Below are 13,348 nucleotides of genomic sequence, written 5' to 3' on the forward strand. Positions count from 1 at the left end.
GCGCCATGGCCGAATCGATCTCGCTCACGATCAGCAGCAACGGTGAAAACATCCCGGGCGACAGCACCGTGTCCAGCCTGGGCCGAGAGAACACGATCGAGGTGCTTTCTCTTGAGCAGACGCTTTTCAGGCCGTTTGATCGAGCGTCCCTGCGGGCGACCGGACGGACGATTTATACCCCTTTGAAATTCAGCAAGCGCTTGGATCGAGCAACTCCCTCCTTGCGCCAATCACTGGCGCAAAACTCGGTGATGGTCGGGGAGTTTCGCTGGTTTCGACCGAACCCTGAAGATGGAAGCACCGAGCATGTGTTCACGTTGGGGTTCACCGGTAGTCGGGTGACAAAGAGCACGCTGCGATTGCCGGATACCTTATCGACTGAAGCCAGCAACTTGCCACCCATGGAAGACATCGAGATGGTTCTGGGTTTCGTGTCCTTGGAGTGGGTTTCTGGAGATGTGTTTTTGCACAACAACGACGTGGACGCCTGATCGTTGCCCCCATGGCCGCCAGCTTCCCTACCGACGCACTAGACCCGCTTGTCCGGCGGATCGGCGAGGTGGCGGGCCTGTTCAGACCCGGGGCTGACGGTGCGATCGAGGTCAACGAGGACTTCTTCAAGGACCCCATCACCGAACTCGGCCGTGCGATTGCCGACCGCCAGGAATCCATCATCGAGCTGCTGGGCGAGCTCATGGGCCGCACCAGTGGCGAGGTCGTGGGCCTGCCGGCCGCAGGCGACGTCGATCAGTGGATTCCGATCCAGGGCCCTGATGGCGACACCGGGCTTTACCTCGTACTGTGCAGCAAGCTCGGGCGTCTGCACTTTGGCCTGGGCTGGCGATGGCGCGTCACCGCCGACGAGCTGGCGTCGTCGATGTGGGCTCACGTGCCGCTGCTCTCCACCGACGGCACCACCACCGCCGGCGGCACGCGGGTCGAGGTGGCCACGCGCGATGCGCCTTTGCGGCTGGCGGCCGATGTCAGCTTGCGTGATGGCTTTGGTACCGCGGGCCTTGCGTTTAGTGGCGTGCGCGGCAGCGTCAGCATCAGCGGCATCAGCGAGCCGCCCAGCGTGGCACTGGTGCTGCTGGGGCTTCAGCTGCCCGGCGAAACCACGCCGCGTGACCGATCGCTCGCCGACCTGATCAACCTGCCCGGGTCGGCTTGGATCGAGACCGCGGTGGCCTTGTTCACCGCACAACTGAGCGCTGCGGCCGGCACGGACGATACCGCGTCGCGCAAGGTGCAGGCGGTGCTGGACCACCTGCTGCCCCTGCTGGGTATTTCGGCGCCCGCCGGGAGTCCGCGCTTGCGCTGGGAAGAGCTGCCCGCCCGCGGGGAGGCGGTATTCGACGACTGGTTCCTGGCCTTGGTCAATACGCCGAACGCCATGCGGCGCTGGCTCGGCCACTGGCAGGGTCTGCTCAGCGAAGGCCTGGGCACGTCCATCCCGGCCGGCGTGGACATTGCGGTGAACGGCAACGGCACGCGCGCCGACCCCTGGCATGTGGGGCTCTCGGTGGGTGGCGTGGACACCGCCGCCACCGCTGCGGTGGACAGCCCGGCCAGCGGCACCCGGCTGCTGTTCCTCGGTCTGCGCGTGGGCGCTACGCCGATCCCGCTGGCGGGCCCGCTGCGCTTGACGGTGGGCGGTGCGGCCGAGGTGGTGGCCATCCCGGTCGGCGGATCGGGTCAGGTGCGCGCGCTGCCTTCCTTGGCCATCGCCCTCAAGCTGCATGCCCAGACCGGCCCGCTGGTCTCGCACACCTTCGGCGCGGGCGATCCGCTGGCCGCGCTGGCGCAGCTCAGCGTGGGCTCGATCGAGGCCGGTCTGGGGCTGGACGCCGCAGGCAAGCCGGTGCCGCTGTTGCAGTTGCGCGAGGTGAGCTGTGCGCGCGGCAGCTGGCCGGTGCTCGACCTGTCCTCGGCCGACGCGGTGATCGATGGCCTGGGCGCGGTGGCGGGCAATGCCATCCAGCAACTGATCGAACAAGGCTTGGGCCTGCTGGACGGCGGCACCCACGCCGGGCGCCGCGTGGCGGCCCTGATGGGGCTGGTGCCGCCCAGCTCGCGAGCGGCGCCTGGCGCCTGGCCGGTGCCGCTGCTCACCGATGCGGCGCAGATCAGCGCGTTTCTCGGCGACCCGCTGGGCGCCATCGGTCGCTACCACGCTCGCTGCCTGCTGGCCGATGTTGACGGCGTGCCAGGCTGGCGCCACCTGCTGAGTGAACTGGGTGAACTGCTGCGCAGCGCCGGCGGGCCGAGCCTGCCGTTGCGAGGCAGCGGCTCGGCGTCCGACCCGTGGCGCCTGTCGCTGGCGGCCACCGACGCGGGCGCGGTGGTGCTGCGGGCCGACAGCGCCCTCGTAGGCGGCCGTCCACAGCTGCGGCTCGCGGCAGCGTTCGAGCCGCGCGCGCTGACGGTGGATGCGGTGCAGTTCTCCTTCGCCGCCCTGGCCGAGCTGCTGCACCTGGACCTGCCCGCGCCGGCCAACACTGGCGCGCCGCGCGCCACGTGGCTGTCTGGTCTGCGCGCCGAACTGCGCCTGCATGGCGATCTGCAAACTCTGCCACTGGCTGATCTGCGCCTGAGCGCCGAAGCGCTCAGCGCGGCGATCGAATGGCGTCCAACCGAGGGCGTGGGCTGGCGCGTGGCGCTCACCGCGCCGGGCGCGCAGTGGAACGCCGCCAGCCGCGCCATCGCCCTGCCCGATCTGGTGCTTGACCGCGATGGCATCGCGGGCTGGACGCTCGACGCGCCCGACCTGGGCGGTGCGCTGGATAGCGCGCGCGGCGCCGTGTCGCGCGATGGTGTGGCCGAGTTGGTGCAGTACCTGCTCGGCCACTTGATGCTGGAGCATGGGGGGCCGATGGGCTTTGGGCTCTCGGCCTTGCTCGGTTTGTTGCCCGGCGATCCCGGCATCCGGTTGCCGGCGTGGCGCGGTGAGGCGGACGGCATCGCCCTACCCGCCGACTTTCCGCGTCTGCAACCGGCCGACTGGGGTGCCTTCTTCGCCGATCCGCTGCCGGTGCTGCGCGGCCATGTGGCAGCCATCTTGTCCAACCCGCGTCATGCGCTGCCCTTGCTGCGCTGGCTGGGGTTGGCACTGCAAGGGCTGGCGCCCGCGCGCAGCCGCTTGGGTGAGCTGCTGACCTTCGAAGAGGCCTTGGGTGATCTCGGCGGCTTTCCGCATCCCGACGCGATTGAGACAGCCGCCTTTGGCGAAGCCTTGGCCAGTCCGACGGCCACCGACGACGCGCCATTGGCCTTGCCCAGCCTGGAAGACCTGCCCTTCACCTTGTCCGGCCAGGGCAGTTACGAAGCCCCTTACGCCCTGGGCTTGCGTGCCAAGGGTGTGCGCAGTGTGCAGGCGCTGGTCTGGCTGGATCCAGACGGTCCGCCTGTGGGCGACGCGGTAGACCTGGCCATCGCCACGCTGGTGCCCGCACTGCGCGACCTGGGCCTGCTCGGCAGCCGGCCGGCCGAGCAGCTTGCGCCGGTGCTTGATGTGCTGGCGCAGCTGGACGCGGGCATGGCCGATGCGCTCAGCGGTGTGCTGCCCGCGAGGCTGGGCAACGGGCTGCGCGCGCTGGAGGAGTTCCTGCGCACCAGCGACGGGCTGGTGCTCTCGGCCAGCCAGCTGCCGCCGGTGGCCAGCGGCTGGAGCCGACCTGCCCAGCCGCTCGCGGCCGATCATGTGCACGCGCTGGATCAGGCCGCGGTGGTGGCCGAAGTCCGGCGCCAGCTGCTGGTTTGGGATGCTGCGAACACCGGTCCGGTGCTGCTGCTGTGCGCGCCCTTTGCCGGCGCCGAGGCCTGGTCGACGGTGCAGACCGACCTGGGCGGCGCCCGCAGCGCCTTCAGCTTTCGCGTGGCCGGGGTGGCGCCCTTGGCGGTCAGCCTGGCCTCGCTGGACCCAGGCGCGCGCCTGATCGCCGCCGAGCTTTCGGCGTGGAACGGGGCACCGGGTGTGGCGCCCGCTGCGCGGGCCGTGCCGCTGGACGCGCCGGCCGGCAGCAGCAGCCAGGCCGAGCAGGTGGTGCGCCTGCTGCAGCGCATCGCCCAGCTGCACCCGGGCCAGCGCGTCACGGTAGTTGCCCACTCGGCCAGCGGCTTGGCAGCGCGCGCCGCCGTGCAGCGCGCCGGGCTGGCGCCTCTGGTGCGCGGCCTCATCACGGTGGGCACGCCACACGTGGGCACGCCGCTGCCTTGGCTGGCCAATGCGCCGCTGGCCGAAGCGCTGTCGGCGCTGCAGCGCCTGCGCACCCGCCTGCCGTTGACCGGTGCGCTCGGCGAGGCGCTCGACGCCTTGTGGGGCTTCCTGCGCGAGCGCACGCCCGAGGGCCTGGCGATGGCTTGGCCCTCGCAGGCGTTTGCACCGGTGGGCGACGAAGCGCTGCCCGCCGGCGTGTCCGGCCATGCGGTGGCGTTGCGCTTGCCGACCGCCAGCCTGGCATCGGCCCTGGCGAGCGCCGTCACCACACGGGCCACCCAGCTGCGCGCCGCGATGGCCGCGCGTGCGCCGGTGTCGCACCTTGGAGTTGGTCTGGCGCTGGCGCCCAGCGTGCGCGCTGCGGAGGGCGCGCTCAAGCTGCGCACCCATGCGCGGCTGGACATCGCCCGCGTGCGCATCGCTGCCGGAGATGCTGCGCGCGAATTGCCAAGGCTGGCGTTGCAGGCCGAGATCTGGCGCGAAAGTGGCTGGCTGGTGGGCGACCCGGCGGCGCGCGTTCGGGTACGTCGCGCCGAGCTGGGCTGCGAAATCACAGAGGCGGGTATCGTGCCGAGGGTGCGGCTGACCGATGTGTCCGTCGACGGCGTGGAATTGCCGTTGGCCACACTGCGACGCCTGGCCACGTCGGGCCCCTGGGTGCCCGACGACCTACTGGTGCCGGCCTTGGATGCGCTGCTCGCCGAGCTGACCACCGGGCCGGGGCTCGATCCGGGCGTGCTGGCGCTCGCGCGACTGCTCGCCAGTGTGGAGCTCACGCAGCTGCGGCAAGGCGGTGCAGACGACGACAGCGGTGGCTACGCCATCCACGGCGACGGCTGGGCCGCCATGCTGGCCGACGCGCCCGCCTGGTGGCAGCGTGTGCTGGCGGCCGCGCTGGTCGACGTGCCGCGGCGTGATGCGCTGGTGCAGCGCCTGCGTACCGTGCTCGGCCTGGCGGGCGATGACCTGTCTCGTCTGCTCATCTCCCAGGCCAGCGACGATCCCGCCTGGCAGGCGTTGCGCGCGTTGCTGCAGGCGGTGGGGCTGCTGGCGAGCGACGCGCGCGGCGCGGTGCCAGAGCTCGCCGCCTGGTTGGCCCTGCTGCGCGATCCGGTGGCCTGGGCCACGATCCGGCTGCGCCCGCTGCTGGCCGACGCCACCCGGCGCGGCGCGCTGCTGGGTCGTTTGCGCAACCTGCTGGGTGTGCGCGACTTGGGCAGCCCGGTGGTGGAACTGGCCCTGGGTGGCGGGGTGGCGGTGCGCGTCGAGGCGCTCGGGCAGGTGGCGCTGCGGCTGGACGGAGGGGCGTTTCGGCTCGGTGGCGCGCTCTCCGTCAGCGGCGACATCGGCCTCAACCTCGCCAGCGGCAGCGCAGCGGTGGCGCTGCGCCTGCAGCCCGCGGCGGTGGCGACCGGTTTGCGCCTGTCGCTCGACCTGCCGGTGGGCGCGGCCGGCGCGCGCTGGGGCCTGGCGCTGGATTTCAGCGACGGAGCGCGTGGCGCGCCCTTTGCCGAATTACCGCTGGTGCCGCTGCCGGCCGACCTGCCGGCGCGCCTGGGGCAGCTGTTGCCGCGCTTTACCCTGACCACCCTGGCCACCAGTCTGCTCGACAACCTGCTGCTGCCCCGCGTGCCGCAGATCGCGCCGGTGCTCCAGGCCCTGGGTCTGGCCACGCCGGTCAGCGCGACCGAGCGCGCCCGGGTGCGCAATCTGGCGCGCGTTCTGGCCGACCCGCTGGGCTGGCTGCGCACGGGCGGCAATCTGTTCTCCCTCGCCGGCACCGGACCAGTCTTGGTTCCCGAGAACGTGGTGGCGCTGGTGCGCCAGCTGTTCGGCACTTTCGGCCTGACCGATGCGGCCGGCGATGTGAGCCTGCCGCTGAACCTGCGCCTGCGCATGGCCAGTGCGCCGCAGACTCGCCTGTCGCTGGCCACCACTGCCCCGATGGCCTTCGAGGGCGGCGTCACCCTGGCGGGCACTTTGGAGCTCGCCTGGTCACCGGCCGGCAGTCTGGGCGCTGGCGGCAGCCTGGCGCTGGGCGCACCCCTGCCCGCCGGCAGCCCCTGGGGTCAACTGGTGGTGCAGGCCGGCGCGGTCGACGGCGCTTTTACTCTGTCCCTCGGCCCCGATGGCGCGCCGATCCGGCTGCTGCCGTTCGGCGGCTTCGACGCCGCCAGCGTGGGTGCCGCCGCCGAGCGCCTGTTGCCCACGCTGATCGACGGCGCCTTGCGCGCGCTCGCAGACTCGGGCGACGCGGCGGTGGCGGCGTTCATCACCAACCTGCGTGCTGCGGCGGCCACGCTGCAGGTCGACAGCACCGCCCACCTTGACCGCGTGGCCCACCACCCGGTCGAGTGGTTGCGCGATCGGTTCTCGGTGGTCAACGCCCCGGCCTCGCTGAACGCGGTGCTCAACCTGATCCCGGTGGCGGTTCGTGGCCCGTTCACCGTGCCGGCGGGCGCGCTGCGCTTCGAGCCGCCGGGCTCGCCGGTGTCGCTGTCGCTGGGTCAGTTCGGCGCGGGCGGTGGAGCAAACATCGGCGCGGCCGTCGAGCTCGATATTGACCTCGGACCGGTCACCCTCAGCGGCGCGCTGTCGGTAGGGCTGCTCGCAAGTGGCATCGAAACCCTCAACCTGGACCCGGTGGTGAACGTGATGTTCAACGCCGCTGTGGACCCGGGCGTGATCCAGCCCGGCGGCGTGTCCATCGAGCCCGCAATCGGCCTGGCCGTTGGCGCCAGCGGCGTGCAGCTCTGGCTCTACCCGATCGGCAACGTGGAAGGTTCGCCCGACTTCCGGCTCGACGTGCTCCCCGAGCTAGATTTCGGCGTCGACGACGGTGGCTCCATCGAAGACGCGCTGCTGGAGCTGGCGCGCCGCGTGCTGGTGCCGGTGGCGGTGGAAGCAGTGCTAGACAGCGACCCGGTCACCGGCTGGCTCAACACCTCGATCACCACCTCGCCCTTGGAGTCGCTGGTGCCCGGCACCGTTCTTGTGAGTGCTGGCCTGCTCGTGGTCGTCGAGCCGCCGGCGGGCAGCCGCACGGCATACAACCTGGCGCCGCTCAGCAGCTTGGGCGACCCGGTGCGCCTGGTCGAGGGCCTGATCGGTGCCGTCTTCGATGCGATGGCCACAGCGTTTTCAGCTCTCCCCATCGTGGCCTTCGACGTGCCCGGCTCGGGCATCTTCCTGGCGCGCGACAACACAAGCCTGCCGCACCGCTTCGGCCTTCGTGTGGCGCTGCCCGAGCTGCGCCTGGGCGACGATCCGGAAATCATCATCCGCCTGGGTGGCGAGACCGACTGGATCGCGCCCGCTGGTGGCCCGGCCGGCGTGGTGCCCGGGCTGTCGCTGCTGCTGCTCACCGACGCCGGCGCTGGCTCCGGCGTGGCCACCCGCTTCGGCATCGAGCCGGTTATCGAGCTTGCCGGCGTGGGCATCGACATCAGCGGCCGCGCCGACGAGCCGCTGTTCGATCTCAGCGGCTTCCAGCTCGGCGGGCTGGAATCGCTGCTGTACCTGAGGGTGCAGGTGCCGGCCAGCGGCTCGGCGCCTGTGGTGACGTTTGGTGCCTACGGCGACCTCGATGGCATCGCGATTCCGCTAGGCACCTCCAACAGCAACCCGGTAGCTGCCTCGCTCATGAGCGGCAGCGGGGGCGAGAGTGCGCCGGTCAACCCGCGCTTCTCGGTGCGCGCGGCCTACGTCGAAGACTTCTGGCTGGAGCTGGGCGACACGCCCGGACGCAACGAGGTGTGGTTCCCGATCCAGCGCACCTTCGGGCCGGTCAGCATCCAGCAGATCGGCATCCGCTGGATCGGTGGCGAAGATCTCAAAGGCGCCATCCTGCTCGACGGGGGCGTGGCGCTGGCCGGCCTCGCGGTGGGAGTGGACGACCTGTCGCTCACCATTCCGCTGGCCCACATCGACGACCTGAGCAAATGGGAGCTGGGCCTGCGCGGCCTGGCCGTGAGCTACGACGGCGGCGGCGTGCGCATCGGTGGCGGCCTGCTGCAGGTTGACGTGGGTCCAGGGCAGTTTCAGTACGACGGCTTTCTGCTGATCGAGGTCGGGGGCTACAGCTTCGTGGCGCTGGGCTCGTACGGGGTGATCAATGGCGAGCCCTCGCTCTTCGTGTTCGTGGTGATTAACGCCACGCTGGGCGGGCCACCCATGTTTTTTGTCACCGGACTGGCGGGTGGCTTCGGCTACAACCGCGGCCTGGTGGTGCCCGCCATCGATGGCCTGCCGCAGTTCCCGCTGATCGAGGCGATGGGAGAGTCGTCGGCGGTCACCGCCACGCCGATGGCGTTCCTGCAGCGCATGGGGCCTGCCGTGCCGATGGAGCGCGGCAGCTACTGGTTCGCCGCCGGGGTGAACTTCACCTCGTTTGCGCTGGTGAAATCGCAGGCCTTGCTCTACGTGCTGCTCAACCGCGGCCTGGAGATCGGCCTGCTCGGCAAGAGCCAGTTCGAGCTGCCGCCAGCGGTGCCGCTGGTCAGCGTGGAGCTGGCGCTCAAGGCGCGCTTCTCCACCATCGAAGGCGTGGTGTCGGTGGAAGCGCGGCTCACCGACAACTCCTGGGTGCTCTCGCGCGACTGCCGGCTCACCGGAGGTTTTGCCTTCTTCCTCTGGTTCGACGGACCCTACGCCGGCGACTTCGTCATCACCATCGGCGGCTACCACCCGCGCTACACGCCGCCCGCCCACTACCCCAGCGTGCCGCGCCTGGGCTTCAACTGGCGCGTCTCCAGCAGCATCTTCATCAAGGGCGAGGCCTATTTCGCGCTCACACCGCGCGAGGTCATGGCCGGTGGTCTGCTCGAAGCGGTGTACGACAGCGGCGACGTGCGCGCCTGGTTCCGCGCCTGGGCCAACATGTACATCCAGTGGCGGCCCTTCTTTTTCGAGGTCGAGATCGGGATTTCCATCGGCGTGGCGGTCGACACCTGGCTGGGCACGGTCAAGGTAGAAGTCGGCGCTTCGCTGATCGTCTGGGGTCCGGAGATCGGCGGTCGCGTCACGATCGACATCTGGATCATCAGCATCACCATCCCCTTCGGCGCTGCCCGCATCATTCCGCAACCGCCGATGTCCTGGGACCAGTTCCGCGCCTCGCTGCTGCCGCCCGAGGATGAGAAATTGTTCGGCGGGCTGGTCGAGCGAGGCCTGGCCAGCGGCGATCCGGCCACCGGGCCCTGGGACCTGCTGCCTGAGTTCGTGCTGCGCACCGAGACCTTCCTCGGCGCCAGCGGCGTGCGCGTGGGCAACGGATCGACGGTCACCACCGGCCCGACGGAGACGCGGTCGATTGACGTCAAGCCCATGGACGTGACCGGCGTCGATAGCCTGCACCGCGTGCGCGTGCTGCAGATCGATGTCGACGTGACCGACCGCTTCCAGGTGCGCGAGGCCATTGGCGGCAACGTGCCGCGCGCGCTGTGGGATACCGAGAAAGCGCCCGGCAAGGAAGTGATTCCGGCCTATACCGGCCTGCGCCTGGTGGCCGAGATCGATCGCAACGCGCTCGATTCCACCGGCAGCGTTCCCTGGGCCACGCTGTTCGAGGAAGGCTCGACGCACCCGCTGCCGTTTGGCCGCGAGCTCGACCTGCGCGCCACCGTCCTGCTGGCCGCGCAGCAGGCGCTGGCGCTGGACGTGCGAGCCAGCCACAGCAGCGTGACCACCTGGCTGGCGCAGGACACGGTGTTGCACAGCGCGGCCTGGGCCGAGCGGCGCAACGCCACGCTGCAGGCGCTCGCTGCCGAGGGCGTGCGCGTGACGCCATCGAATCGCTCGGGCGACGTGATGCCGCGCGGCAGCTTCCGGCGCGCACGCCGCAACGCGCCACCGCTGGTGCGCTCGCTGCACGAAGGCCTGGCAGCCGAGCCGGTGCTGTCAGTGCAGACCTCGTTGATACCGCCGCTGGCCGAGGCCACGCCGGTCAGGGTGCGCGCGCGTCCCGAACTGCGCGCGGTGATCCGCCAGCGCGTGGAGCCCACCAAGGCCGGCTCGGGCAGCGTGCGCACCACGGTCTCGTCCGAGCGCAAGGCGCTGCGGCTGAGCGCAAGCCAGATGGACACCCTGCGGGCGGGGCCCAGCCCTGGCGCCTCGGTGAAGCGCCAGGGGTCGGCCAATGAGGCGCGTGCCACGGGCCTGGCCATGGCCGCACCTACGGTGATGCGCGCATCCACCGCCACCCGGCGCGAGCGCGAGTGGCTCGACCAGATGGGCGCGGCCACCCTGGGCAAAGCCTTGCGCGACGGCAGCGCTGTCCGGCGCGATGCCGCGGCGCCCGGCGCGGTGCTCGATCCGGGCAGCACGCTGCGCTTTGAGCTGCCCACGCGCAACGTCGACGGTGAGCCGCCGGTGCTGGTGCTCAGCGGTGACGCGGCGGCCCGTGTCACCGCGCTCGACCGCAGCGGTGCGCCGCGGCTGGATGTCGAAACCGTGGGCTCGACCAAACTGGCGATTCCGGTGGGCACGGCGATGCTCGCCGTGACCGGCCTTGGGCGTTCCAGCCAGCGGCCCAACGCGCCGGCGCTGGGGGCGGTGAGCCTGGGCGAGGCCACCGACGCCGTGCCGGTGGTGGGCTGGCAGGCGCACAACGAACTGGTGGCCCTGACCGACAACTGCCTGCTCGCGCGTGGTGCCTTGCTGCGCCTGGGGGCATCGGTAGCCGACTTGTCGCAGCGCGGCTGCGTGCTGGCGTCCACCGCGCTGGACCGGCAGTCCAGTCTGGAGACCTTGTTGCCGACCAGCATCCGCAGCCTGGCCGTGGTGCTCGACGAAGGCGCTGGCGAGCCCGGTTCCGACCTCGCCAGCTCGCTGGGCCTGTCGGTGCGCCACGGCGCCGTGTCCGAAGAGCCCACGCTGATCGTGGCTGGCGGTCGCACGGTGTTGCTCTACGAAGTGCTCAAGGTCGAGGCCCAGACGCCGTGGCTGGTGGTGGCGCTCGCACACACCGACGCCTGGAGCGTGGCCGGCGTGATGGGCTTTGCCGCGCCACCCTCGGTCTGGGAACCGCTGCTGGCCGAGGGCGAGCTCGACGCCCTGGTCGAAGACGGCCCGCTGTCGGCCAGCGGCAGCCTGCGCCTGCAATTCATTGAGAGCTGAACACCGCCATGGCCACCTTGCCTACTCCCGAACGCGGCTCCGTCATCTTCCACGCTGCCTGCCGTCCGGCCCTGACCGCGGGCGACTACAAGCTGGAGGTCTCGCACACCATAGAAGGGCCAGGCGGTGCGCTGGACGCCGGCGCGTCCAAGCCGCTGCCGGGCCCGCGTGAGTTCCCGTTCAAGCTGCAAGCGCCGCGCTTTACGCTCGACCCGTCGATGATTCACGCCGTCTTTCCGCCCACCAACGGCGTGGGCAGCTATGTGTCGCGCCTGCCCATGATCGTGCTGCGCCGGCGTACGCTGCCCTGGGAGCGCACGCTGGCAGCGGGCGACACCACTCCCTGGCTGGCGGTGCTGCTGCTGGAAAAGGGGGAGGCGACCACTCTCTCGCCCTGCACCGTGCGCGATGTGTTGGCCGGGGCCACGGGCAAAACGTCGCCGCGCCTGAAATTGCCCGATGTGCCTGCCGCCGCACAGAGCCAGCCCTGCATGGGTCTGGAGCTGCCGCTTGGCCTGTTCCAGGAGATCGCGCCTTTGCGTAGCGAGATCCCACTGCTGACCCATGTGCGCCAGGTCAACACCGATGACAAGGAGTTGCTGGGGCAGGACGAAGACGGCTGGTTCTCGGTGGTGGTGGGCAACCGCCTTCCCGAGCCGGGCAAGCAGTACGAAGCCTGTCTGGTCTCGCTCGAAGGCACGCAGGACTTCCTCCCGACGGAGGCCAGCACGCCGGTGCTCACCGCCGCCGATCTGCGTCGCACCCCGCTGGAAATCTACACCGAGGCACTCGCGACCATGCAGGGGCAGGTGCTGTTCAGCGAGCCCGACCTCACGCCGGAGGTGCAGAACCAGGTGCTGCTCGACCACATGGTGAGCACTGGCTCGGCCTACAAATGGTCGGGCGTGGCATCGAAGGCGTCGCCGCCGCTGGGGGCTCGCGCGGCAGCGGTCGCCGTCACGGCGCAGCCGCAGCCCAACGCCGTGGGCGCTGGCACCAGCGTGTCGGGCCACCGCATCGCCGCCTCGGGCGCATCCTGGACCGAGGTGCCGGTGTCCAAGGGCGTGGCCAAAGGCGTAGCCTCGGTGGGGGTGAAGCTGCTGGTGCCCAAGGTGCGGCTGTTTCTGCTCGCGCAATGGAGCTTCGAATGCCGCGAGGGCGGCGACTTCGAATCCATCATGCAGGCGCTGCCCAACAACGGCGGTGTGGCTATGCTGGGCATGCCGCCCTCGCTGGCACAGGCGTCGGGCAGCACCGGGGCGGCGGTGTGGCGCGCGGCCCTGGACACCGGCCATGTGCCGTTGCCGCACCTCACCCGCGACGGCGAGCAGACCCTGGCCTGGTACCGCGGGCCGCTCACGCCCGTGGGCGTGCGGCGCGAGACAGCAGGGCCGTACCACAGCGCCGATCAGGCGCGCCGGCTCGACCCGGCCACCGGGCTGGAAAACCTGGGCTACGCGGCGGCGTTCGAAATCGGCCGCCTGATGGCCCTGGGCGACCCGCGCTTTGCGCTCGATCTGATGCAGTGGCGCCGTCGCTGGCGTCTGCGCCTCGACCAGGGCCTGCTCAACCGCATCCTGCGCGTGCGCATCCCCGGGCTGGACGCGTTTCTGGCCGAGCGCCTCGATCCGCGTCACCTGTTGCAGCTGCCGCGTTTCCTGAGCCAGCTCAGCACCGACCGGCTCTCGGCGCTGATGCGTCAGGGCGATCTGGGCCTGCTGCGTGACCCCACCGGCCTGAGCGCGGTGCGCGATCGCCTGCCTGGCTTCAACCCGGCGCAGGTGGCCGATGCCAAGGGCTTGTCGCTGGAGACCGCGCAGTCGCTGCTGGGCAGCCTGGCCCTGGGCGGCAGCGTGCTTGACGAAGTGGGCTTTGTGGAAACACCGGTGCTGGAGACCCGGCTCGATGTGTTGCTGGAGAACCCGAACCTGCACTTTGGCCCGCAGCTGCAGACCTTCGACAACCAGCTGAGCAATCTGCTCGACCGCGGCCGAACGCGTTGAGCACCGCCGGAGA

The 13,348-nt window shown here is 70.8% G+C and carries 3 protein-coding genes; all 3 read left to right on the plus strand.

Annotated features, from left to right (window positions below):
• Nucleotides 1-5 precede the first annotated feature (5 nt).
• The 3 genes from GPT34_RS09005 to GPT34_RS09015 are packed head-to-tail and all read left to right on the plus strand — an operon-like array spanning nt 6 to nt 13,335.
• Nucleotides 6-491 carry a type VI secretion system tube protein Hcp gene (locus tag GPT34_RS09005; RefSeq protein ID WP_291011280.1) on the plus strand — a complete coding sequence of 162 codons (486 nt, stop codon included), beginning with the start codon at nt 6-8 and terminating at the stop codon, nt 489-491.
• Between the two features lie 11 nt (nt 492-502).
• Nucleotides 503-11,332 carry a DUF6603 domain-containing protein gene (locus tag GPT34_RS09010; protein ID WP_291011282.1) on the plus strand — a complete coding sequence of 3,610 codons (10,830 nt, stop codon included), beginning with the start codon at nt 503-505 and terminating at the stop codon, nt 11,330-11,332.
• An 8-nt stretch (nt 11,333-11,340) separates the two neighbouring features.
• The gene (locus GPT34_RS09015) at nt 11,341-13,335 is read left to right on the plus strand and encodes a hypothetical protein (protein ID WP_291011284.1); all 1,995 of its coding nucleotides are present in this window, start codon (nt 11,341-11,343) and stop codon (nt 13,333-13,335) included.
• Nucleotides 13,336-13,348 lie beyond the last annotated feature (13 nt).

The sequence above is a fragment of the Hydrogenophaga sp. genome (assembly GCF_011390835.1).
In the GTDB taxonomy this organism is placed as follows: domain Bacteria; phylum Pseudomonadota; class Gammaproteobacteria; order Burkholderiales; family Burkholderiaceae_C; genus Hydrogenophaga.